At 71.0% G+C, this 23,854-nt stretch carries 20 protein-coding genes and 1 pseudogene; 5 read left to right on the plus strand and 16 right to left on the minus strand.

Annotation, left to right across the window (positions count from 1 at the left end; translation table 11 throughout):
- Positions 1-60: 60 nt before the first annotated feature.
- Positions 61-849: a DeoR/GlpR family DNA-binding transcription regulator gene (locus ACWD38_RS19500; protein WP_450124620.1), complete on the plus strand. Its 789-nt coding sequence runs from the start codon at positions 61-63 to the stop codon at positions 847-849.
- Positions 850-2,205: 1,356 nt separating this feature from the next.
- Here ACWD38_RS19500 and ACWD38_RS19505 read toward each other — a convergent pair.
- From ACWD38_RS19505 to ACWD38_RS19525, 5 genes and pseudogenes are all read right to left on the minus strand, one after another.
- Positions 2,206-2,877, minus strand: a pseudogene (locus ACWD38_RS19505) (PIG-L family deacetylase); the annotation flags it as partial.
- The gene (locus ACWD38_RS19510; RefSeq protein ID WP_450124613.1) at positions 2,877-5,003 is read right to left on the minus strand and encodes a GtrA family protein; all 2,127 of its coding nucleotides are present in this window, start codon (positions 5,001-5,003) and stop codon (positions 2,877-2,879) included. The pseudogene ACWD38_RS19505 and the gene ACWD38_RS19510, both read right to left, overlap by 1 nt.
- Complete coding sequence (locus tag ACWD38_RS19515) at positions 5,000-5,401, minus strand: GtrA family protein (protein WP_246456972.1); 402 nt, start codon at positions 5,399-5,401, stop codon at positions 5,000-5,002. Before ACWD38_RS19515 ends, ACWD38_RS19510 begins: the two co-directional genes overlap by 4 nt.
- Before the next feature lie 3 nt (positions 5,402-5,404).
- Positions 5,405-6,370 (minus strand): glycosyltransferase family 2 protein, encoded by a 966-nt coding sequence (locus ACWD38_RS19520; protein ID WP_184480510.1) that lies wholly within the window; start codon positions 6,368-6,370, stop codon positions 5,405-5,407.
- A gap of 214 nt (positions 6,371-6,584) precedes the next feature.
- A complete protein-coding gene (locus tag ACWD38_RS19525) occupies positions 6,585-8,651 on the minus strand; it encodes a glycoside hydrolase family 43 protein (RefSeq protein WP_450124614.1) in 2,067 nt (688 codons plus the stop codon).
- Positions 8,652-8,802: 151 nt separating this feature from the next.
- Here ACWD38_RS19525 and ACWD38_RS19530 point away from each other — a divergent pair, with 151 nt between their 5' ends.
- On the plus strand, positions 8,803-10,902 hold the full coding sequence (locus ACWD38_RS19530; protein WP_184480514.1) for a S9 family peptidase: 2,100 nt from the start codon (positions 8,803-8,805) through the stop codon (positions 10,900-10,902).
- Between the two features lie 368 nt (positions 10,903-11,270).
- Here ACWD38_RS19530 and ACWD38_RS19535 read toward each other — a convergent pair whose 3' ends face one another.
- The 5 genes from ACWD38_RS19535 to cmk all read right to left on the minus strand — a co-directional run bounded on the left by ACWD38_RS19535 (position 11,271) and on the right by cmk (position 16,033).
- On the minus strand, positions 11,271-12,389 hold the full coding sequence (locus ACWD38_RS19535) for a sensor histidine kinase (RefSeq protein WP_184480516.1): 1,119 nt from the start codon (positions 12,387-12,389) through the stop codon (positions 11,271-11,273).
- Positions 12,386-13,084: a response regulator gene (locus ACWD38_RS19540; protein ID WP_184480518.1), complete on the minus strand. Its 699-nt coding sequence runs from the start codon at positions 13,082-13,084 to the stop codon at positions 12,386-12,388. The genes ACWD38_RS19535 and ACWD38_RS19540 overlap by 4 nt, the downstream gene beginning before the upstream one ends.
- Before the next feature lie 89 nt (positions 13,085-13,173).
- Complete coding sequence (gene der, locus ACWD38_RS19545; protein ID WP_343071482.1) at positions 13,174-14,640, minus strand: ribosome biogenesis GTPase Der; 1,467 nt, start codon at positions 14,638-14,640, stop codon at positions 13,174-13,176.
- Complete coding sequence (locus tag ACWD38_RS19550; RefSeq protein ID WP_184480520.1) at positions 14,637-15,314, minus strand: lysophospholipid acyltransferase family protein; 678 nt, start codon at positions 15,312-15,314, stop codon at positions 14,637-14,639. The genes der and ACWD38_RS19550 overlap by 4 nt, the downstream gene beginning before the upstream one ends.
- Entirely contained in the window at positions 15,311-16,033 is a 723-nt protein-coding gene (gene cmk / locus ACWD38_RS19555) for a (d)CMP kinase (protein WP_184480522.1), read from the minus strand. The genes ACWD38_RS19550 and cmk overlap by 4 nt, the downstream gene beginning before the upstream one ends.
- A 211-nt stretch (positions 16,034-16,244) precedes the next feature.
- On the opposite strand from cmk, the gene ACWD38_RS19560 reads away from it, so the two are divergent.
- Complete coding sequence (locus ACWD38_RS19560) at positions 16,245-16,727, plus strand: cation:proton antiporter regulatory subunit (RefSeq protein ID WP_450124615.1); 483 nt, start codon at positions 16,245-16,247, stop codon at positions 16,725-16,727.
- A gap of 135 nt (positions 16,728-16,862) precedes the next feature.
- Complete coding sequence (locus ACWD38_RS19565; protein ID WP_184480526.1) at positions 16,863-18,041, plus strand: cation:proton antiporter domain-containing protein; 1,179 nt, start codon at positions 16,863-16,865, stop codon at positions 18,039-18,041.
- A gap of 212 nt (positions 18,042-18,253) precedes the next feature.
- Here ACWD38_RS19565 and ACWD38_RS19570 read toward each other — a convergent pair whose 3' ends face one another.
- From ACWD38_RS19570 to xerD, 6 genes are all read right to left on the minus strand, one after another.
- Positions 18,254-19,027: a pseudouridine synthase gene (locus ACWD38_RS19570; protein WP_184480528.1), complete on the minus strand. Its 774-nt coding sequence runs from the start codon at positions 19,025-19,027 to the stop codon at positions 18,254-18,256.
- Positions 19,020-19,748 (minus strand): SMC-Scp complex subunit ScpB, encoded by a 729-nt coding sequence (scpB, locus tag ACWD38_RS19575; RefSeq protein WP_425503564.1) that lies wholly within the window; start codon positions 19,746-19,748, stop codon positions 19,020-19,022. The genes ACWD38_RS19570 and scpB overlap by 8 nt, the downstream gene beginning before the upstream one ends.
- Positions 19,745-20,620: a segregation and condensation protein A gene (locus ACWD38_RS19580; protein WP_184485486.1), complete on the minus strand. Its 876-nt coding sequence runs from the start codon at positions 20,618-20,620 to the stop codon at positions 19,745-19,747. Before ACWD38_RS19580 ends, scpB begins: the two co-directional genes overlap by 4 nt.
- A 35-nt stretch (positions 20,621-20,655) precedes the next feature.
- On the minus strand, positions 20,656-20,997 hold the full coding sequence (locus ACWD38_RS19585; RefSeq protein WP_184480530.1) for a hypothetical protein: 342 nt from the start codon (positions 20,995-20,997) through the stop codon (positions 20,656-20,658).
- Positions 20,998-21,031: 34 nt separating this feature from the next.
- Positions 21,032-21,973, minus strand: a complete 942-nt coding sequence (locus tag ACWD38_RS19590; RefSeq protein WP_184480532.1) for a ParA family protein — start codon at positions 21,971-21,973, stop codon at positions 21,032-21,034.
- A 128-nt stretch (positions 21,974-22,101) separates the two neighbouring features.
- Complete coding sequence (gene xerD, locus ACWD38_RS19595) at positions 22,102-23,052, minus strand: site-specific tyrosine recombinase XerD (RefSeq protein WP_343071484.1); 951 nt, start codon at positions 23,050-23,052, stop codon at positions 22,102-22,104.
- Between the two features lie 211 nt (positions 23,053-23,263).
- Here xerD and ACWD38_RS19600 point away from each other — a divergent pair, with 211 nt between their 5' ends.
- Positions 23,264-23,785, plus strand: a complete 522-nt coding sequence (locus tag ACWD38_RS19600; RefSeq protein WP_184480535.1) for a DUF1707 domain-containing protein — start codon at positions 23,264-23,266, stop codon at positions 23,783-23,785.
- The last annotated feature ends 69 nt before the right edge of the window (positions 23,786-23,854 follow it).

Genomic DNA, 23,854 nt, shown 5'->3' on the forward strand with positions numbered 1-23,854 from the left:
ACTTGGCCGACTTTCAGCCGGTCCCACGGTCCAGTGCAGCAAGGAGGCAAGATGGCGGCCATGGCGTCCGCACCCAAGAAGCAGTCCCCCCGGCTCCTGCGCCAGCAGCAGATCATCGACCACGTCGTCGAGGGCGGCTTCGCCAGCGCCGCGGAGCTGTCCGCGCTGACCGGGGTCAGCCTGATGACGGTGCACCGCGACATCGACGACCTGGTCAGCCGCGGACTGCTGCGCAAGTTCCACGGCGGCGTCTCCGCGCAACCCTCCACCGTGTTCGAGAGCAGCTCGGACTTCCGCCTGCACACCCACACCAAGGAGAAGGAAGCGCTGGCCGCCGCCGCGCTGCCCCTGATCGCTCCGGGCATGTCGGTGCTGCTGGACGACTCGACGACGGCGCTCGCCCTGGCCCGCCTGCTGCCCGATGTCGGCCCGCTGACCGTGGTCAGCAATTACCGACAGGTGCACGAGACGCTGCGGGAGGCTCCGGACATCCGGTTGATCAGCATCGGCGGCGAGTACTCCCGCACGCACGACTCGTTCATCGGACTGCCCTGCCAGGAGATGATCAGCGGGCTGTCGGTGGACCTGATGTTCCTGTCCACCTCGGCGATGAACGCCGAGATGACCTTCCACCAGGAACAGGAGATCGTGCTGGTGAAGCGGGCGATGATCAGCAGCGCCAGCACGCGGGTGCTGCTGATGGATGCGAGCAAGGTCGGCCGCGCCGCGCTGCACCGGCTCGCCCCGGTCGCCGACTTCGACCACGTGCTGCTGGCCGGGGAGTTCGATCCGGCGCTCGTGGAGTCGATGCGCGAGCACTCCGAGGTGCGCCTCGTCGCACTGGGCTGATCCCGCGCTCGCACGGCCGCGCCCGGCACCGGCGTTCACAGTCGACCTGGCATCTTTAACATTGATATTGGTATTTTCCGATACCGCAGGACCACACTGCGCGGTGTTCCCGAGCCGGAGCCGCCCGCGGAGGCGGCGGTCACCGGTCGCGCCGTTCCGGCTGGTGCGCTCGCCTCGTCCCGGCCGCCCGGCCGGACCGGGTGCCGCGAGCCGTTCCCACTGCCGGTACCCGCCGTCGGCCCCGGGCTCGCTCACCAGCAGTGCGCCGTCGTCGGCGGTGGCCGCCAGCGTGCCGTCGGCGCTAAGCGACGGCCGGTCCGCCACCGCCCCACCGAGCACGGTCCGGCGCACTCCACGCGGGCTCAGGCTGAACACCTCCGTGCCGCCGAGGCCGGTGCGCACGGCCAGCACCAGGTTCGTCGGGCTCGGCGCGGCCAGTGCCGGGCCGGATCCGCCACCGGAGGAGCGCAGCCGCGCCCGGACCCGCCAGCCACCTCCGGGCTCATCCGATTCGGCGAGCACCACGACCACGCCGTCCTCGGCCTGCCGGAACGCGAGCAGCGCCGTGCCGTCCGGGGCGGCCGTGGCCTCGATCGGCCCGGCCGGGCGCAGCCCGAGCGGGACCTGCGCGGGCGCGAAATCGTCCCCGGCGGACTCCCAGTGCGCCATGCCGTCGGGTGTGGCGGCGAAGACGTGCACGATCCCGCCTCGCCCGCGGACCACCGCGACATCGCCGACGTCCTCGGCGTGGAGCCGAATCCACGGTCCGTCGCCGATCCGGGCGTGCACTCCGGATCGCGCGTCCGTACGCGCCACCACCATTCGACCGTCCACTGTGGACGTGATGGCCGCTCTTCCCAGCGCCGCCCCGTCTCCTGGTGGTGCCACGGTCCGCCACCGCGGCCTCCAGCGCCCGTCCGAGTCCTGGCTCGTCGAGTACGAGGCCCCGCTCCGGAAGTCCCGCACCACCACGCGGAGCCCGTCCCCGTCCGGCGCGAACGCGACGTCACCGGGCCCCACCGGAGGCGCGGGCAGCGGAACCGGCTCGATCCGCGACCCGGCCCGTTCGCCGAGCAGCAGTCGTCCACGGCGCACGTCGGCGAAGTGCAGGCGTCCGAGCCCGTCCCGCTCGACCTGGTGCGCGCTCGCGGGCCAGCGGTAGCGCATGCTGCGCAACCAAGTCCCGTACGGTTCGCCGAGCCCGACCAGCGGATCGTGCGGCGCGTAGCGCGCGAAGGTCCGCCGCTTGGTCTCCACGACGTCGGGTGAGAGGTTCGGCGCGGCGTCGGCGACGTTGTAACCGCGGTAGTGCACCACGCGCACCGGCCCGTCGTGCCGCGCCGCTGCCGCCGTCGCGAACCGGGTGGTCGCCACGTGGTCCGGGTGGTCGTGGGCGTCCCAGTGCGCTTGGTACCGGGGGTCCGGCAACGGGTCCTGCGTCCGCAGGACCGTCGGGTCGTACCGGCGCAGCAACTCGGCCAACGCGCTGATCAACCGCTCCCGGCCGTACTCGGACGGGCCGGGCAGCGTGGCACCCGCCGGCACCACGGTGCGCACCGAGCCCCCGTCCGTCCACAATCGACTCAACGCGTGCTTTCCGCCCACTGCGAGCGGATCGTTGTCGTCCGGCAGGTTCAAGAACACCAACCGGATCGCCGGGCGCGCCCGCAGCACGTGCACCTCGGCGAACCGGCCGGGCAGGAGCTCGATGGCCGTGCGTTCCCACTCGTCGGGCACCGCCGCCATCGCCGCGAACGCGGCGCGGCTCCCGGCCTGCCGACCGGCGGCGTACGGTTCGGCGGGCCGCACATCGCTCTCCCCCGCCGTCAGGTACACCGTGGTCACCGGCGCCCCGGAGCGCACGGCCGTGCGGAGGTCCGGGTTCATGAACAGGATGTCGTCGTCGGGATGCGCCACCACCTGCACGTACCGCGCCCCGCCTGTCTCCGCCGCTCCGGGCGTCGGGGCGAACGACAGCAGCACACACGCCGCCACCGCCAGGACCGCACCACGAAGGCCTCCCCGCATCAGACCCACCTCCTACCGGCCAACGACGCCAGCAGCGCCCCGGCGAGTGCCAGCACGATCCCCGCTCGGTATCCCGGCGGGCTCCACTCCAGCCGCACCGTGCCCGCGCGGGTTCCTTCGGGAAGCTCGACGCGCACGAGCCCCGCGGAGGTCGCGCGGACCGGCAACTCCGCACCGCCCGCGGTGGCGCGATATCCGGGCCAGGCCAAGCGGGCGAACACGAGCTGCGCCCGCGGCCCCGCGCGGTCGAAGCGCACCTGTTCGGACCGCGCCGAGCGTTCGTGGTCGGCGAGCACGCGCACGTCGGAGGCCACGCTCAGCCGGCCCGCCGGCCACGGCATCGGCTCCGACCGCTGCAAGCGGGTGACGTCCGCGTCCCGGTGCACCACCCGCCAGCCGGGCGGCGCGACCGGGAGGTCGAGGGAGCGGCGCTGCACCACGACGTGGCGCACCCGCAACTGGTCCGCCAACGGCGCACCGACCTCGTCCGCCTCCCACAACCGGCGGTACGCGTCCGGGCACTGCGCTCCGAAGTACCCCAGGCACAGCCGTTCGTGCAGCGCGCGGAATCCGATCCCGGTGTAGGACACCAGGCTCGGCACCCCGGCCACCGCGTGCATGTTCCCGAACAGCAGCTGCCGCCACGCCGCACCCGACTCGACGTCCCGCGCCGCGATGCGCGACCGGTCGGCGATCTGCACGACCGTTCCCGAACGCAGGTGCGCGAAGTCCGCGCGGATCCGCCGCACGTCGGAGGGGAAGGAGTACACGGCGACGTCGTGGTTCGCCGGGAACCAGCACACCTGGAACACCAGCGCGACGACCGTGCCCAGCTGCAAACCCCACGGCACGAGCGCACGACGTCCCAGCGCCGCCAAGCCGAGCACCGAGGCCATCAGCACCACCGACACGGCGTGCCGAGCCCACAGCGAAGGCCACGCCGCGAACGACAAGTACCCGCACAGCGACACGGCGAGCAACGTGATCAGCGTCCGGGTCCGGCGGTGATCGGTCCGCAATCCCGCGCTCAACGCCACCGCGAGCACGACCGCCAGCGCCAGGTACACGACGGGGAGGTACCGGAGCGGCCACCGCAGCATCCCCACCTGCGACGGACCGAGGCACAGCAGCACGCCCGCACCGGCGACGACGAACACGCCCGCGCACCGCCGCGCCCGCACCGCCCGCCAGTCCAGCCACGGGGCCAACGGCAGCGCGAACCAGGTGAAGTACAGCGCTGGCACCGTCATCCGGAACGAGCCGAACGAGCGGATCTGCGGCACGAACCCGGCGACGCTCAGGTTCAGCAGATCACCCGGGTCCGGAGCCAGCAGTCCCGCGTTGAACAGCAGCAGTCCCGTGCGCCAGCCGACGGGCGCGGTCGCCAGCACCGGCGCGAACACCAGCGGCACCACCATCGCCACCGACGCGATCGCGAGCAGCAACCGCCGCACCCCGATCCGCGCGAACCTGAGCTCCAGCAGCAACCCTGCGCCGATCAGCACCAGCGCGAGCACCGCGTACGGATCACCGGCCGACACGCACAGGTAGCCGAACGCGAACGCCGCCCACACCGGTGCGCGATCGCGACCGGCCCGCCGCAGCGCCCACCACGCCCACGGCACCCAGGCCAAGCCCATCAACCCGCCCGCCCAGGTGGCCGCCTGGAAGTACAGCACAAAACCGGACACCGGCAGTGCCACACCGAACACCGCGGCCACCGGGCGGGAAGCCCCGTACTCCCGGCACAGCACGTGCGCACCCACTCCCAGCAGCACCAGGAACTGCGTCTTGACCACGACGGCCGCGACCGCCAGGTCGCCGAGGGCCACGACGAGCACGAATTCCGCCAGGTGCACGGGATTCCACACGCCGAACAACGCCTCCGCCGCGAGGTCTCCGCCCATCCACGAGTCCGGTTCCAGCAGCGGCGGCCACTGCCCGGCGAGCAGCCGCTCGCCCAGCCGGTGCCACATCGGCAGGAACTGCGCGGCGCTGTCGTCCCAGAAGTAGAACGCCGGATTCACCAGCACCGGCAACTGCGCCAGCAGCGCCACGACCACCGCCACCCCGCACGCGGCGCCGAGATCCCGCCGCCACGGGACTGCCACGATCGGCGCCCTCATCGCGGTCTCCCGTCGCCCCGCGCGCCGCGGATCAGCACGGCACGGGTGATCAGGAAGGTGGCGGGCATCGCGACCACGCCAGCCGCGACCGTCGCCACCCGCGCGTCGATCCCCGCCACCCCGGTCAGCGCCGCCATCGCGGCCGTACCGGCGACGAGATCTCCCAGGTGCGACAACGGATACCACAGCAATGACCGCGCGCTCGGCGCCACACCGAAGGTGAACCGGCAGTTCAGCAGGTACGAGCAGCCCATCGCGGTGACGGTCGCGGCCACGTGCGCCGACAGCACCGGCGTCACCGCGGACAGTCCGCTGTAGACGCCGTAGTGCACGGCGGTGTTCACCCCGCCCACACCGGCGAAGCGCAGCAGGGGCCGCCCACCCGTGTTCGCCGACATCGCCTACACCCGCTCGGCGGACGCCGCGCACAGCGCGTCGTACCCGCGATCGCCCGCCGAGCCACCGATCCCGCGCGCGAGACCGCCGGACTCCTTCACCAGGAAGTGCGGCCGCCCCATCGTTTCCAGGTGGATCCGGCCCAGGTACTCCCCGACCACGCCGAGCAGCAGCATCTGCACCCCGGCCGCGCACAGCAGCACCGGCGCCAGCAGCGGCCCGCCGCCCGCCAGCTCTCGCAACGCCTGGACCGCGCCCGCCGTGGCGACGAGCGCGCCGACGCAGCCCGCACCGCGCAACGGCTTGCGGTGGAAGGAGAACAAGCCGTCCGCGCCGTGCTCGACGAGCGCCCGCCACGTCCACCGCGACCGCCCGCCCTGCCGGGCACCGCCCCGGAACGGCACGTGCGCGGTGTCGAACCCGATCCACGCGAACAGGCCCTTGGAGAACCGGTGCTGTTCGGGCAGCGCGAGCAGCGCCTGCACCGCCCGCCGGGTCAGCATCCGGAAATCACCGGCGCCATCGGGCACCCGGACCTCGCAGAACCTGTTGAGCAGCCGGTAGAAGAACCGCGCGGGCAGCCGTCGCGACAACGGCTCACCGGAGCGGTCCCGGCAGGCCACGACCTGGTCGTGGCCGGAGTCCAGCACCGCCAGCATCCGCCCCAGCAATTCCGGTGGATGCTGCAGATCCGCGTCCATGATCACGACACGTCGGCCGTGCGCGCGCCGCAGCCCGGCCAGCACCGCGGCCTCCTTGCCGAAGTTGCGGCTCAACGACAGGTACCGGAACCGCGGATCGGACGCAGCGAGTTCGCGCAGCCTCGGCAGGGTCCGGTCGGTGCTGCCGTCATCGACGGCGACCACCTCGTAGTCGGGGGCTACGCCGGGCAGCACCCGCAGCAATTCCGCGTGCAGGCGGGGAATTCCGTCTTGTTCGTTGAAGCAGGGAACGACGACCGTGAGATCCATGGACAGCTCTCATCCGGACGGCACCACCGCCGGGGCGACGCGGTGCGAGGGGCGTTTCGGGCACCGCGAACGTAGGAACCCGCCGCCCCGCACCCCCGTCCGACACACCGGCGAATAACTCCTGCGGGGGAGAAAAACCCGGCATCGCGCACGCGCCATCGACGCGGATACCGACTGGCGGACATCAGCGGAATCCACCGCGCAGCAAGGAGAACTACAGCTCGCCGCACTGCCCCCGGACTGCCCCGCGCACCTCGTTGGCCCGGCCCTCGTCGACCGGCGCGGGCTCGTTGCGCCAGCAGCGCAACGCCCCTCCGATGGAGGAGCCCGCGACGACCGGACCGGCGTTGCCGGTCAACGTCACCGAACCCGTCACCTCGACACCGTCGACCCGCACCGGCCCCACCGCACCGCGCACCCGGACCGGCCCGCCGATCGATCCTCCCGAAAGCCACACCGCACCGGGCGATTCGGCGCGCACCGCCCCGTCGACCGTCGAGTTCACCGCGATCAACGACGCCCCTGCGGCGACCCGCACCGAGCCGCGGACCCGCGCGTCCACGAGACACGTCACGCCCTCGGAGACCACGACGTCCGCCTGCTCCCCGGTCACCGTCGTCGCGCAGTCCGCGACCGGGACCGTGATCGCCACCGGCCCCGCGTCCTGGTTCACCTCGGCGTGCGGACCGGCGGCGAGCCGGCGCTGGTAGCTCAACCGCAACGGGACCACCCCGTCCGGCGAACCGAGCACCACGGCCCCGTCCCCGGCGGGTTCCACCGTCAGCCCGCTCGCCGGATCGACCTGGGGCTCCACCCGGTTCAGCGAGTTCCCCAACGGCATCGCCGTCCCGGACGCGGTGTCGACGCGCCAGCCGACCTCACCCCGGCCACCGCTGACGTCGACCAGCGGCCGATCCGCGATCAGCGAATACGGCGCGACCCCGGACGGAACCGGCCGATCCTGGGTCGTCCCGTCGATGCGCAGCGACGACCGGTCCGGGTCGAGGCGCAACCGCGACGTGTAGAGCCTGCGGTCGATCTCCGCGGAAGGCCGCCCGTGGTGGACGTAGTACAGCTCTGCCGCGTCCGGCGAGGAGATCACGCTGCCGTGCCCGGTGGAGTACATGCCCAGCTGTTCGTCCTGCGACAGCACCGGATTCGCCGGGCTCTTGCGCCACGGCCCGAGCGGATCGTCGGCCACCGCGTAGCCCACGCCGTAGAAGCTGTTGGCGAAGTTGTTCGCCGAATACGTCAGGAAGTAGCGCGGCTTGCCCTCCCGGGTCGTCGTCCGGACCACCGTGGAGCCCTCCGACCACCGCCGGTCCTTCTCCGCGCCGCCGGTCTCGGCGTAGTCGTCGACGTGCGCGTTCTCCCACTGCTGCGGGTCGGAGCCGTAGTCGATGATCGGGGTGAACCCGTCCTTGCGCACCCCCGGCGGATCGTCCGGCGCCCGGTTGGTGTCGCGGTAGCCCGGCGTGATCTGCGGCATCGTCGTGCCCGAAGGGTCGTTCCACCACTCCGAGGTCAGTTCCACGACCAGGACGTTGGACTCCTCGACGTACTTCCCGAGCTCGTGGTCCCACACCCAGTTCCGGTAGGCGTTGCGGGAGTAGTACAGGAAGATCCGCCCGTCGTCGAAGAACACGTTCGGGTCGATGAACGGGATGTAGGTGCCCAGCGGCGCCGTCCGGCCCTCCTCCAGGGTCGCCGGCGGCTTCTTCTGCTCGGCGTCCATGATGAGGTTCACGTCGTGGTAATCGGGATCGTAGGGGTGGTAGTCGATCGGCCCCGGCGTGATGTTGTGGAAGGGTCCGGCGGGCGAGTCGGACACCGCGACGCCCACCTTGCTGGGTTCCTCGAAGTCGGCGTAGCCGAAGTGCTCGGCGACGCCGTCGCGCAACCGCGCCGAGTAGAACAGGAAGTACCGGCCCGTGGCGGGGTTGTGGTAGACCTCCGGCGCCCAGAACCAGTCCCGGCCCCACTGGTCGCCGTCGCTCATGTCCAGCGCGCCACCGGGAAGTCGTTGCCACGTCACCAGATCCGGCGACCGGTAGATCGCGAATTCGTGACCGGGGTCGGCGCCGTCGGTCGAGTAGGCGAAGTAGTCGCCGCTGCTCGGATCCCGCAGCACGAACGGGTCGGCCGCGGGCAGCGCCGCGTCGTTGTAGTAGGTCGCGTCACTGGCGGGCCGCGGTGCGGCGGCGGAGCCGGATGCCGTGGCGGCCAGCAGGATCGGCAGCGCGAACAGGATTCCCCGCACTCGGGACCACCGGATCGCCACTCGGTCCTCCTCGACACGCACCGAACTCGCACGAACACCCGCCGTGAACGATTCCGTCGGCCAACGTAGGTTGTCAATACTTTGATCAAGAGCCGACACGCCGACGCGACCTGGCTCCCGCTCCTGCCCTGAAAGCTGGCAAAGTGCAGGTATGCCGTCCGTTCCGTCGTTCCCCCGCCACAGCGCGCGCACCCAGGGCTTCACCCTCGGCGTGCCGCGGACCTTCACCATCACCCCCGATGGCAAGACAGTGCTGTTCCTGCGCTCCGCCAGCGGAACGGACCGCAGCAACGCCCTCTGGCGCTGGGACGTCACGACCGGCACCGAGGCGCTGGTCGCCGATCCGGCCACGCTGCTCATCGACGACGAGGTCTCCGACGAGGAGCAGGCCCGTCGCGAACGGTCCCGGGAACGCGCCACCGGCATCACCGGCTACGCCACCGACAGCACCGGGACCCAAGTGGCGTTCACCCTGTCCGGCAGGCTGTTCCACGCCGACCTGAGCACCGCGGCCGTCCGCGAACTGCCCGCTCAGCAGCCCGTCGCCGATCCGCGGCCGGACCCGCACGGCCGGTGGGTCGCCTACCTCTCCGGCGGGGCGCTGCGCCTGATCGGCACCGACGGCAGCGGTGACCGGGCCTTGGCCGAACCCGAGACCGACACCATCAGCTGGGGAGCCGCCGAGTTCATCGCGGCCGAGGAGATGGCCCGCTACCGCGGCTACTGGTGGTCCCCGGAAGGCACCGCGGTGCTCGCGGCCCGCGTGGACGAAGAACCCGTGCAGCACTGGTACCTCGCCGACCCGGCAGACCCCGCGAAACCACCCCGAACCCTGCGCTACCCCGCGGCGGGCACCGCAAACGCCGAGGTCCGCCTCGCCGTGCTCGGCGTGGACACCGCGCCCGTCGACGTCGAATGGGACCGCGAAGCCCACCCGTACCTGGTCACCGCGCACTGGTCCCGCGGCGGGCCACCGCTGATCGCGGTGCAGAGCCGGGACCAGCGAGTCCAGCTGGTGCTGGCGGTCGACCCCGCCACCGGACGCACTCGCGAAGTGCACCGCGACACCGACGAGCACTGGATCGAGATCAAGCCCGGCTGGCCGGCCTGGCACCCCGGCGGCGAGCTCGTCCGCATCGGCGTCGACGGCGACAGCTACCGCCTGTTCGTCGGCGACGTGCCGTGGACTCCGGAGTCGCTGCAAGTGCGGTCGATCATCGACATCGGCGACGACGTCCTGATCTCCGCCTCCGCCGAGGACCCCGCCGAGATCCACCTGTACCGCTGCACCGCCGACGGCGCCGAGCGCGTCAGCACCGAACCCGGCGTGCACAGCGCAGTCCGCACCGGGACGACCACCCTGCTCGCCCACGCCGGTCTGGAGTCCCAGCACTCCCGCTTCCGCGTGGCCGACGGCGAACGCACCCTCGGCGAGATCCGCTCCCACCCGGAGACCCCGTCGATCACGCCCAACGTGGAGCTGCTGCGGCTCGGTGATCGCGAGCTCCGGACCGCGCTGCTGCTGCCGCAGGGCCACACCGCCGCCGACGGGCCGCTGCCGGTGCTGCTCGATCCCTACGGCGGGCCGCAGGCGCAGCGCGTGCTCGCCCGGCGGCAGGGTTATCTGACCTCCCAGTGGTTCGCCGACCAGGGTTACGCGGTGGTCGTCGTCGACGGCCGCGGCATGACCGGCCGCGGTCCCTCCTGGGATCGCGCGATCAGCGGCGACCTGGCGGAACCGCCGCTGCAGGACCAGGTCGACGCGCTGCACGCGCTGGCCGAGCAGCGCCCCGAGATCGACCTGAATCGGGTCGCGATCCGCGGCTGGTCCTTCGGCGGCTACCTGGCCGCGCTCGCGGTGCTGCGCCGTCCCGACGTGTTCCACGCCGCCATCGCGGGCGCCCCCGTCACCGACTGGCGGCTCTACGACACCCACTACACCGAGCGCTACCTCGGCGACCCCGCGCGGAACCCGCGCGACTACGCCGCGAGTTCGCTCGCCGACGACGCGGAGAACCTGCGCCGACCGCTGCTGCTGCTGCACGGCACCGTCGACGACAACGTCTTCCCCGCGCATTCGCTGCGCCTGTCGGCGGCGCTGCAGGCGGCGGCACGCCCGCACACCATGCTGTCGCTGCCCGGCGTGAGTCACATGCCCACCGACGAGACCACGTCGGAGAACCTGCTGCTGCTCCAGATCGAATTCCTGCGCGCGGCACTGGGCGGCTCCGACCGCACCTCTTCGGCCTGACCGGAACGACCACGCGGGGGCGGCCCGCCGAGCCGCCCCCGCCCGGAACCCGCACGATCCGACCGCACCGCGTCGTCGTTCTACCAGAGCGCGACGACCGGCGGGTTCTCGTGCGAGGAGGGCGTTTCTGCGCGCGGCGGACGATCCTGCGACGCGGCGAGCACGGGCCGCCTGCCTTTGATCTTGCCTTTTCAGGCGAACAGCGGGCCGTCTCCGTGTCTGCTCAGCGACGGGCCAGAGCAAGCCGACAGGGCTCTCCGCGGATTCCTCGCGAGGACAGCGATTTCGTGGTGCAGGGCTTGCCACCTGAGAAATCGCAGCCATACCAAGAAAAAGAGCAGTGAGGTTCCACCACAGCGGGGACCAGACTAGGACCGGGTCAGCGGAAGTTCCGCCCTGAGCTCGAAACCCTCGTCGGACGGCGCCGCGTCCAACGTGCCGCCCAGCATCCGCACCCGCTCCGACAACCCCGCCAGCCCCGAACCGCCACGGCCCACGTCCGGCGCGTTGCCCACCGACACGGCGCGAGCGCTCAGCATCGGAGCACCGTTGCGCACCACGACCCGCAGCAGGTCGTCGTCCCCGGTCAGCTCCACCAGGACCTCCGCACCGGGCGCGTGCTTCGAGACGTTCGTCAGCGCCTCCTGCACCACCCGGTACACGGCCCTGCTCACCCCGGACGACAGCTGCACCGCCTGCGAGCACTCATCGCTGAGCGTCACCCGGACGCCCGACCGCTGGGCCCGCGCCACCAGCTCCGGAATGGCCCGCGCGCTCGTCGAATCCCGCTCTTCGGCCGCCAGGCCCAACGTCGAACGCATCTCGCCCAGCGCTTCCTTCGCCAAACCCCGCACCCGGATCGCCGATTCCCGGACGTCGGGCTCCGCGCTCGTCGCCGCCAGCGCCGCCGCCTCCACCGCGATCAGCGTGACGTGATGGCCCACCGCATCGTGGATCTCACGGGCGATCCGGGCCCGCTCCTCGGCACGAGCGGTGTCGGCCTTCGCGGACAGCTCCGCATCGGTCGCGGCCTGCAGACGGCGCATGCTGGTCGTCAACTGCGCCCGCGTCGCGATCAACGTGCCGATCACCGTCGGACTCCCCGCCGCGATCAGCACCACCGTCACCGTCAGGGCCACGTCCGACGGCGGCAACGACTGCCAGATCAGCACCGGCGCCAACGCGCTCGCCGCGGCCAGCGACACCCAGCCGACCAGCCACCACGTGTGCGCCCGAGCGCGCCCCAACCGGAACAACGCCACGAACGCGGCCGCCCAGCCGAGACCGCCCGCCAAACCCGGAAGGCACAGCACAAGCGCCACCCGCGGCGACCAATGCCGCAAGACCAGACCGGCGGACGCGATCAACCCCGTCACCAAGGCCCACGTCGACCCGTTCTGCGCCAGCAACACCGCCACCGCGGGAAGCAGCACCGCGAGCACGTCCAACAGCACCCGCCGCGGACGTGACTCGGCGAGCCCGCTCAACGCCGCTCGCCCTCACCCGTCCCCGCGACGCGCTGCGCGATCAACGCGGCCTGCACGCGGTTCTCGGCCCCCAGCTTGCTCAACACCGTTGAGACATAACTTTTCACCGTGGCCTCGGTCAACCCCAGCTGCTCACCGATGTGCGCGTTGGAACGCCCGGCCCCGAGCAGCTCCAGCACCTGGCGTTCCCGCGCCGACAAGCTCCGCACCAACCGGACCTCGTGCGCCGAGTCGCCCAGCGAGCGGAACCGCGGCAACAACCGCACCGCGATCCGCGGATCCAGCACCGCGCCGCCGGCGGCCAGGTCCTGCACCGCGCGGACCAACGCCTCCGGTTCCGCGTCCTTCAGCAAAAAACCGTGCGCCCCCAGGCGCAACGCCTCCGCGACGTAGTCGTCCAAGTCGAAGGTCGTGAGCACCGCGCACACCGGAGGACGCGGCAGCCCGCGCAACTCCCGTAACGCGGCCAGCCCGTCCTTGCCCGGCATCTGCACGTCGATCAACGCCACGTCCGGTTGGTGCGTCCGCACCACCGACAGCAGCTCATCGCCGGTGCCCGCCTCCGCGACCACCCGGATCAGGCCGTCATGCTCCAGCAGGACCCGCAGGCCCCGCCGCAACATCACCTCGTCATCGGCCAACACCAGCCGGATCGGCCGCGCCGCGGAACCCTCCGCGGCGGAATCAGCACGCACCCTGGGTCACCTCCCCTGTGCAAAGGGCCGACCGAAGGTTATCGGCAAGGCATTCTTGGTCTGCGTGCAGTACCCGGACACTAGTCCGATCAGCGGCGTGCTTTGCGCCCGTCCTTGCGTTCCCGAACCCGAACCGAGATCCGAACCGGGCTGCCGGTGAACCCGAACTCCTCGCGGAACTTGCGCTCCACGAACCGCCGGTACCCGGCCTCCAGGAACCCGGTGGTGAACAGCACCAGTGTCGGCGGGCGGGGATGCGCCTGCGTCGCGAACAGGATCTTCGGCTGCTTGCCGCCGCGCACCGGCGGCGGGCTCGCCGCGACCAGGTCCGAGAGCCAGGAGTTGAGCCGGCCGGTCGGCACCCGCGTGTCCCAGGACTCCAGCGCGGTGCGCAGCACCGGCGCCAGCTTCGCCACCGAACGCCCCGTCTCCGCGGAGACGTTCACCCGCTCCGCCCACCGGGCCCGCACCATCTCGCGGTCCAGCTCGTTGTCCAGCCGCCGCCTGCGGTCGTCGTCGACCAGGTCCCACTTGTTGCACAGCAGCACCAGCGCACGCCCCGCCTCGATGACCATGCTGATCACCCGCAGGTCCTGCTCGGTCAACGGCTCGGAGGCGTCGATCAGCACGACCGCCACCTCCGCCGCCTCGATCGCGGCCTTCGTCCGCAGCGACGCGTAGTACTCGGTGCCGCTCGCGGTCCGGACCCGCTTGCGCAGCCCCGCCGTGTCGACGAACCGCCACACCTCGCCGTCGAGCTCGACCAGCGAGTCGACCGGGTCGACCGTGGTCCCCGCGACGTCGTGCACCACCGAACGCTGCTCGCCGGTCAGCCTGTTGAGCAGGCTCGACTTGCCCACGTTCGGCTTGCCCACCAGAGCGACCCGGCGCGGCCCGCCGGTGACGCCGAACTGCTCGTGCGGCACGTCCGGGAAGACGTCCAGGATCGCGTCCAGCAGGTCACCGGAACCACGTCCGTGCAGACCGCTGATCGGCCGGGGCTCCCCCAGCCCGAGCGACCATAGGGCCGCCGCGTCGGCGTGGGTGCGCTCGTCGTCGACCTTGTTCGCCGCCAGCAGCACCGGACGCTTCGAACGGCGCAGCACCCGGGCCACGGCCTCTTCCGTCGCGGTCGCGCCGACCTGGGCGTCCACCACGAGCAGCACCGCGTCCGCCGTGGACATCGCCATTTCCGCCTGCTGGGCCACGGCCGCCTGCAGGCCCTTCGCACTCGGCTCCCAGCCGCCCGTGTCGACCACCGTGAAACGCCTGCCGTTCCACAACGCGTCGTAGGACACGCGGTCCCGCGTCACGCCAGGCTGGTCCTGCACGACCGCCTCGCGGCGCCCCAGCAACCTGTTCACCAGCGTCGACTTGCCCACGTTCGGCCTGCCCACGACTGCCAGCACCGGCTGCGGCCCGCCGTCAGCGGCGTCCTCGGCGCCCTCGACCCCGTCGAACTCGGACCATTCGGCCTCGTCCGACCACGTACCGTCCAGGCCGCCGTCGAGCGGCGCACCCACATCTTCCGGGCGGCCCACCGACTCTTCGGTCACGCTCGTTTCCCTCTCGCATCGTCGCTTTCGGAGGTCTCGGCGATCAGCCCGTCCAATTCGGCGATCAGCCCGACCAGTTCATTGCGGACCTGCTCGGTCGCTGCCGTCAACCCGGCGCGCCCCTTGGCCACCGGCAACGTCACCGGCTCGCCGAACAGCACATCCACCCTGGGCAACAGCCTACGGCCCTGCCCAGCCGGACGGTGCGTGCCCCGGCAGGCCACCGGCAGCAGCCGCGCACCGGAAGTCCTCGCCAACCACGCGGCACCGTGCTGCGCGTTGGACACCTCACCATCACCGCGAGTTCCCTCCGGGAACACGCCCACCAACCCGTCCGCCCGCAACACCCGCACCGCCGCCAGCAGCGGAGTGCGGTCCGGTTCCCCGCGGCGAACCGGGATCTGCCCGATCCGGCGCAAGAACCAGCCGAGCGGCCCTCGGAACAACTCGTGCTTCACCAGGAACACCACGTTGCGCGGCAAGATTCCGAACAGCAGCGGTGCTTCCAGCAGCGAACTGTGGTTGGCCACCAGCACCAGCGGCCCGGTGCGCGGAACCCGATCGAGGTGGTGCACCCGCAGCCGGTACGGCAACCGCACGAAGGTCTTGCCGATCCAGCGCCCCACCCGGTGCAGCCGCCACGACGCGCCTTCCGGCAGATCCCCGGCGCTCATCGCCTCGACTCCACCCCGGCGAACAGTCCCCTGGCGTCCACCAGCGTCCGCAGCTGCTCCAGCACGCCCGCCACGTCCAGCTCGGTAGTGTCGAGCTCGACGGCGTCGTCGGCCATCCGCAGCGGCGACACCGCGCGACCGGAGTCGAACGCGTCCCGCCGCTGCACGTCGGCATGCGTGCTCTCCAGATCGGAGACCCGGCCTGCCGCGGAGTCCTGATCGCTGCGGCGGCGCGCCCGCGCCTGCGACGAAGCGGTCAAGTACACCTTCAACTCGGCCTCGCGCGCGACGACCGTGCCGATGTCGCGGCCCTCGACCACCACACCACCAGGTTCGCCCAGCGCCTCCCGGATGAGCCTGCGCTGCTCGTCGACCAGCAGCTCGCGCACGCGCGCGACCGCCGAAACCGCCGAGACCGCACCGGTCACCGCGGCGCCGCGGATCTCCTGCCCGATGTCCTCGCCGGCGAGGGTCACCGTCGGCAGCAGCGGGTTCGTGCCCATCACCGGCAGCGCCGAGGCGGCCACCTCGGCTACCGCTGCCTCATCGGCGACCGACACCTCCGCGCGCAGCACGGCGAGCGTGACCGCCCGGTACATCGCGCCCGTGTCGAGGTACGACGCAGACAGCGCCGCGGCCAGCTTCCGGGCCACCGTCGACTTCCCAGTGCCCGAGGGGCCGTCGAGGGCCACCACCCCACGAAGCTCGGCGTGTGCCACGTCGAGTCTCCTCCTTAGTCACCACCGGCCGAGGAAACGCCGGACCAACCACTCATTGTGCCTGCTCCACCGATGGGTTCCCCACTTGCGTCCACGATCGACGGCACACCGCTCACGGCGCGCGCCCACCGCGCCCCGTCCGAGTCCGGTTCTCACCGGTTCGTCCCAGGCGCTGCTCACGCGCACGCGTTCTTGTATTAGGCTCGAACACGTGGACGTCACAGTGACCCCGCTTCCGGGACTCGGGACCCAACAGGACTTCGTCACTCGTTCCGGGCACAGGATCGGTGTGATCACGTATCGCGACGGACGCTTCGAGCTGATCGTCTCCGGCCACGACGACCCGGACAAGGTCGCCGCCTCGGCCGGGTTGACCTCCGAGGAGACCAACACCCTCGCCAACCTGCTCGGCGCCCCTCAACTGGTGGCGCGCTTGAGCGAGCAGCAGCGCGAGGTCGCCGGGATCAACACCTGGCAGCTCCCGGTCAACCAGGGCTCGCCGTACGACGGACGGGCCCTCGGTGACACCGAGATGCGCACCCGCACCTCGGCGTCGATCGTCGCCGTCGTCCGCGAGGGGACCGTGCACCCGTCGCCGCGCCCGGACTTCGAGTTCAGCGCCGGCGACCTGGTGGTCGTAGTCGGCACCGCCGACGGACTCCGCGCCGCCGGCGAAATCCTCGAACGGGGCTAGGCGCAGAGCCGAGCCCCGCAGAGGACAAGGTCGTCCGCACCCGCCCAAGAGCACCGCGCTCTTGGGCGGAAACCCCGTGCGCTCAAGCAGCGGGACAACTGAATAGGTACTCGGACAGGGGCGAGAGGAAACACGGTGCACGACACGGCGATCTCCCTCATCGAACTGGGAGCGGTGTTCTTCGGTCTCGGGGTATTAGGCCGCCTCGCCTGGAAAATCGGCATCTCGCCGATCCCGCTTTACCTCATAGGTGGAATCGCTTTCGGCACCGGCGGACTGATACCGCTGCACGGGATCGAACCGTTCACGCATCTAGCCTCCGAAATAGGCGTGGTGCTGCTCTTGCTCCTACTCGGGCTGGAGTACTCGGCTGGCGAACTCGTCACGGGGCTCCGGCGTTCCTGGCTTGCCGGTCTGGTCGATCTGGTGCTGAACTCGGCCCCCGGCGCGATCGTCGCCCTGCTGCTGGGCTGGGGTCCGATCGGCGCGCTGACCATGGCGGGCGTCACCTACATCTCTTCTTCCGGCATCATCGCGAAAGTCCTCGGCGACCTCGGCCGGCTCGGTAACCGCGAAACGCCGGTCGTGCTGTCGATCCTGGTTTTCGAGGACTTGGCGATGGCGCTCTACCTCCCGATCCTCACGGCGGTCCTGGGCGGGGTGAGCCTGCTCGGCGGGCTGACCGCCGTCGGCGTCTCGCTGATCGTGATCTCGATCGTGCTCGTCGTCGCTTTGAAGTTCGGCCGCTACGTCTCCGCGCTGATCGACAGCCCCGATCCGGAGGTGTTCCTGCTGCGGCTGCTGGGTTCGGCCCTGCTGGTCGCGGGCATCGCCTCTGAGTTGCAGGTCTCGGCCGCGGTCGGTTCGTTCCTGCTCGGCATCGCGATCTCCGGTTCCACCGCGCAGAACGCGACCCGGATGCTGGAGCCGCTGCGCGACCTGTTCGCCGCGGTGTTCTTCGTGGTCTTCGGGCTCAACACCGATCCGTCGCAGATCCCGCCGGTGCTCGGGTTCGCCCTGCTGCTGGCCGTGGTCACCGCGATCACGAAGATCGGTACCGGCTGGTTCGCCGCCCGTTCCCAGGGCATCGGCAAGATGGGCCGCGCCCGGGCCGGCGCGGCGCTCGTCGCCCGCGGTGAGTTCTCGATCGTCATCGCCGGGCTCGCCGTCGGTTCCGGCGCCGTCTCCGGCGAACTCGCCGCCCTGGCCACCGCGTACGTCCTGCTCATGGCCATCCTGGGTCCGGTCGCGGCTCGCGTCGTCGAGCCCGTCGCCCGGCTGCTCGTCTCGCGGAAGCCGCAGACCCAGTCCTGAGCCGCACCGCACCCCTGGGCACGAGGTCGGGCCGGGGACGCCGGACGATCCGCTGATCGAACGTCCGCGTCCCCGGCCCGACCTCATTGCGGGTTTTCACCGTTCAACTCGAACTGCGCCGAACCCAGGAAAAATTTCACTCGACACTGAACAAATCGCGTCAATCGAACAGGTCGGGCATGAAGCGATCCGAACAGGATCACTTCCGAAGATCACATGCCGACGGCCCGGTAGAGCGCGCCGACCTCCTTGCGGTCCAGCTTGCGGATCGCGCCGGGACGCTCGCTCGTCAGCTTCACCTCGTCGATCGCGGTGCGCACCAGGCGCCGCACCGGGTGCCCGACCTGCTCCAACATCCGCCGCACCACGTGCTTGCGCCCCTCGTGCAGGACGACCTCGACCAGCGCACGACCCTCGTTGACGTCGACCAGCCGGAACTTGTCGACCTTCACCGGACCGTCCTCGAGCTGCACCCCGGAGCGCAGCTGCTTGCCCAGGTCCTTCGCGATCGGCCCCGGCACCTCCGCCAGGTACGTCTTGAGCACCTGGTACGACGGGTGCATCAGCCGGTGCGCCAGCTCGCCGTCGTTCGTGATCAGCAGCAGGCCCTCGGTGTCGACGTCCAGCCGCCCCACGTGGAACAGCTTGCCGTCGCGCTCCCGCAGGTAGTCGCCGATGCAGGGCCGCCCCTTGTCATCGGACATGGAGCACAGGATGCCCTGCGGCTTGTTCAGCAGCAGGTGCTGCACGTCCTCGTTGACGACCACCCTGGAACCGTCCACGTGGATCACCGACGTCTGCGGGTCCACCCGGCGTCCGAGCTCGGTGACGACCTCGCCGTCCACCTCGATGCGGCCTTGGGTGATCATGCCCTCCGCGGCGCGACGCGAAGCCACCCCCGCGCGGGACAGCACCTTCTGCAGCCGGATGCCCTCCGGCTGCGAATCCGCAGCGGACGAAGAAGCCGGGGCACGGTGTTCAGACATCGTCGATCGTATCCACTTCAGGCAACAAGGGAGCCAGCGGCGGAAGATCCTTCAGCGACGACAGTCCGAGCCGTTCCAAGAACAGCTCCGTCGTGCAGTACAGGAACCCGCCGGTCTCCGGGTCGGTACCGGCCTCCTCGACAAGGCCGCGCCCCACCAGGGTACGGATGACGCCGTCGACGTTGACACCGCGTACCGCCGCCACCCGCGCACGGGTCACCGGCTGCCGGTACGAGATCACCGCGAGCGTCTCCAAAGCCGCCCGGGTCAGCTTCGCCCGTTGCCCGTCCAGCAGGTACCGCTCGACGTACGGCGCGTAGGTCTCGCGGGTGTAGAAGCGCCAGCCCTCACCGACTCGGCGCAGGTCGATGCCCCGCTCGGACTGCTCGTAGCCCTGCGCCAGCCGCTGCAGCGCAGTGCGGATCCGGGCGACCGGCTGCTCCAAGGTGTCGGCCAGCAGCTCCTCCCCAGCCGGAACGTCGACCACGAGCAGCAGCGCCTCCAACGCCGAGTCCAAGGCCTCGTCCGCGGTCAGGTCCGGCGGCGTGCGCGACACCGGGGCGCCCGGCGCATCCGCGCGAGGCTGCTCGGCCGCCTCAGCCGCGGGCTCCTGCCCGGCCGCCTCGGGCACGGCGGTGCCGGACTCGGCGAGGTCCTCCGCAGCCCGTTCCTGCTCGACCTGGGGCTCCGCGCCGGAAGCGTCGTCGTTCACTGCCCTCACCCGTATTCCTCGTCGTCCGCACTCCGCCGGTCCGCCTCGGCCGTCGCCCGCGCCTCTTCCAGGCTGCCGCCGACCCACCGCACCAGCAGATCCCCCAGCGGATCCTCCTGCTCGAAGGCGAGCACCTTCTCCCGGAACAACTCCAGCAACGCCAGGAAACGAGCCACGATCTCCACCGTGTGCTCGCAGTCCTCCACCAGCGTCGAGAAGTCCGCGGCGCCCAGCTCCGCCAGCCGCACCCGCAACATCGCCGCGTGTTCCCGCACCGACACCTGGTGCTGGTGGATGTGGTCCAGCGACACCGAAGGCGGTGGTTTCGGCCGGAAGACCGCGGCGGCGATCTCGGCCAGCCGCTGCGGGCCGACCCCGATCATCACCTCGGGCAACAACCCCTCGAAGCGCGGTTCGAGCGCCACCGACCGCGGATAGCGCCGCAGCGCTCCGGCCTCCAGCTCGCTGAACAGCGCCGCGACCTGCTTGTACGCCCGGTACTGCAACAACCGCGCGAACAGCAGGTCGCGCGCCTCCAGCAACGCCAGGTCGTCCTCGTCCTCCACCTCCGCGGCAGGCAGCAACCGCGCGGCCTTCAGGTCCAGCAACGTCGCCGCTACGACCAAGAACTCGGTGGTCTCGTCGAGGTTCCAGTGCTCCCCTAAGGCCTTGGTGTAGGCGATGAACTCATCGGTCACCTTGTGCAGTGCGACCTCGGTGACGTCCATCTGGTGCTGGGAGATCAACTGCAGCAGCAGGTCGAACGGGCCCTCGAAGTTGTCCAGCCGCACCGTGAAGCGACCGGAGGGCTGCGCCTCGTCCGGCGCACCGGCGGGACCCGGTTCGACGGGCGCGGTCTCGGCTTCGGCCCGGTCCTGCACCGGTTCGGCTTCGACCCCGCCGGTGGCGGAATCGGTCACTCGCCGGACTCCGCCAGCAGCCTGCGCACCAGCACCGAGTCCGCGCCTCGCGCATCAAGATCTGCGAGCAGCATCGCCACCCCTTCACGCACGACCCTGCCGCGATCCACCGCGATGCCGTGCTCAGCGCGCAGGGCGAGCCGGGCCTGTTCCAACGCCAGCAACTCCTCATCGGAGACGTACACGGTGATTTTCGCATCGTGCTTGCGGCGCCCCGACCCCGACCTGTCCTGGCGCGGCGCCTCGGGAGCAGCACGGTGCTCGGCCGGCGCCTCCGGGGTGCGCACCGTCGTCCGGAACAGCTCGGACGCACCGGGCAACTCGGCACGACGCCTCACACGCCCTCCCCGGCGCCCAGCCGCACGGGAACGATCACCGCGCGATCACCTCACGAGCCAGCGAGCGGTAGGCCTGCGCCCCCGCCGAGCGCGGCGCCCACCTGGTGATCGGCTCACCCGCCACCGTGGTCTCCGGGAACCGCACCGTCCGGTTGATCACGCTGTCGAACACGACATCGCCGAACGCCTCCACCACCCGCGCCATCACCTCGCGCGAGTGCAGGGTGCGCGGGTCGAACATCGTCGCCAGGATGCCGCTGATCTCGAGCTTCGGATTCAGCCGTTCCTGCACCTTCTCGATCGTGTCGATCAGCAGGGCGACGCCGCGGAGGCTGAAGAACTCGCACTCCAGCGGAATGATCACGCCGTCGGCGGCGGCGAGCGCGTTCACCGTCAGCAAGCCCAGCGACGGCTGGCAGTCGACCAGGATGAAGTCGTACTCCTTCATCGCCGGGAACAGCACGCGCTGCAGCGTCTGCTCACGACCGACCTCGGCGACCAGCTGCACCTCGGCGGCCGACAGGTCGATGTTGCTGGGCAGCAGGTCCATGCCCTCGACGGTCGTGGACATCACGACGTCGCGGACGTCCACCGCCCGTTCCATGATCACGTTGTAGATCGTCTGGTCCAGCTGGTGCGGCTGCACTCCCAGGCCGACCGAGAGCGCGCCCTGCGGGTCGAAGTCCACCAGCAGCACCCGGCGCCCGTACTCGGCGAGCGCGGCACCCAGGTTGATCGTCGACGTCGTCTTGCCGACGCCGCCCTTCTGGTTGCACATGGCGAGCACCGAAGCGGGACCGTGCCGGTCCAGCAGCGGCGGTTCCGGAATGTGCCTGCGCGGCCTGCCGGTCGGGCCGACGTTCCCGTCGGGCGACAACTCGGCTTCACCACCCGAAGCCGACGGCTTGTGCGGGGCGATGCTCAGGTCGACCGCGCCCCGGGACCGCCCTTCGGCGGAGGGCTGCGGTGTCGACATGGCGCTAGGACTCCTTGTCTGCCGGTGACGATCATACCGATCGAGCGCAGCCTAAGTGGCATTCACTACCTGCGGCAACGCGCCTCGCCGAGTCCCGGCGAAATGCGTGCCACCCCACTCCATCGAGTTCAAGTATCGCGTCGGAGCGCCCGCGGATGGGCCGTCGCATACACCTCGCGCAGCGTGTTCACCGTCACCAGCGTGTACACCTGCGTCGTGGTGACCGAGGCGTGGCCCAGCAATTCCTGCACCACCCGCACGTCCGCGCCGCCCTCCAGCAGATGCGTGGCGAACGAATGGCGCAGCACGTGCGGCGACACGGCACTGCTGATCCCGGCTCGGCCCGCCGCGGATTTCAACGCGTTCCACGCGCTCTGCCTGGACAACCGGCCGCCGTGCGAATTGAGGAATACCGCCGAAGCGCCTCTGCCCCGCGCCGCCAGCACCGGGCGGGCCCGCACCAGGTACGCGTCCAGCGCTTCCAGCGCCGGGCGCCCGATCGGCACCAGCCGCTGCCGTCCGCCCTTGCCGTTGAGCAGCACGGTGCGCTCACCCGAGTCGATGTCGTCGACGTCGAGGCCCACTGCTTCCGAGATGCGAGCACCCGAGGAGTACAGCAACTCCAGCAGCGCGCGATCCCGCAGGCCGCGGACGTCCCGCCCGTCGGCGCCGTCGAGCAACCGGAGCACGTCGTCGACCGGCAGCGCCTTCGGCAACCGCCGGGCAGGGCTGGGCGGCGAGACCTCTCGCGCCACGTCCACGTCGACCCACCCCTCGGCGTGGGCGAACCGGTGGAGTCCGCGCACCGCGACCAGCGCCCGCGCCGCCGACGACGGTGCGAGCGGGGCGTGTTCACCACGACCTTCGCGCAATTCCGCGGCGAACGAGGCCAGGTGCCGCGCGTCGACGTCGCGCAAGGTCCGCGCACCCGACTCCGCCACGTGCAGGCCGTACCGGCGCAGATCCCGCGAATAGGAGTCCAGGGTGCTGCGGGCACTTCCGCGTTCCACGGCCAAGTGGTCCAGGAAACCGGCGCACGCGGAGCGCAATGCCTCGGGAAGGTCCTCGAAGGCTTTCACTGCCGGACTCCTCTGCGCGAAACGAACAGGTCGCAGCTTAGGACGCCACGCCGCCGGAGCTCCGGCCACCCGCCATCGTGCCCAATTCCGAAAATCCTTGATCATTGCGTACCTCGGGCAGGGGAATGGCGGAGGAAGCATTGGGCCGAACGAATGCATCTCCGTTCGGCCGTCCACCACAAGACCTCTGGTCTCGTCTATTCTGATCAAGGTGAGCTCCCCGCACGATCCCGGCAGGATGCGCATCGGCGATCACGAACGCGCTCAAGCGATCCAGGCGCTCGGCGAGCACTACGCCTTGAGCAGGCTGTCCCTGACCGAATACGAAGAGCGCGTCGACCGCGCCACGGGATCCGTCACCCGCGGCGACCTGATGGAGCTGTTCAGCGACCTGCCCGCGCCACGACCGACCGGTTTCGCGCAGATCCCCCAGCCGATGGGTCCCGCACCGATGCCGTACGGCATGCCTCCGCACCCCTACGAGGGCGCGACGAGGTCCGACAAGTCACGGCTCGCCGCGGGGCTCCTGCAGATCCTGCTGCCGTTCGGGGTCGGCCGGTTCTACACCGGGCACACCGGCATCGCGGTGGCCCAGCTGCTGCTGTTCTTCCTCGGCGGAGTGATCACGTGCGGGCTCGGAACCTTCGCCGCGGTGATCTGGTGCGTGATCGACGGGATCGTCCTCCTGAGCACCGAGAGCACCGACGCGCACGGGCGCGTTCTGTCGTCCTGAACAGGGGTTCTCTCGGCCGGAGCAATGCGTCGTCCCTCGCGGAGCGCCCGGCTGCGCGGCGCGGGTTGG

Source organism: Saccharopolyspora sp. NPDC002578 (genome assembly GCF_053592695.1).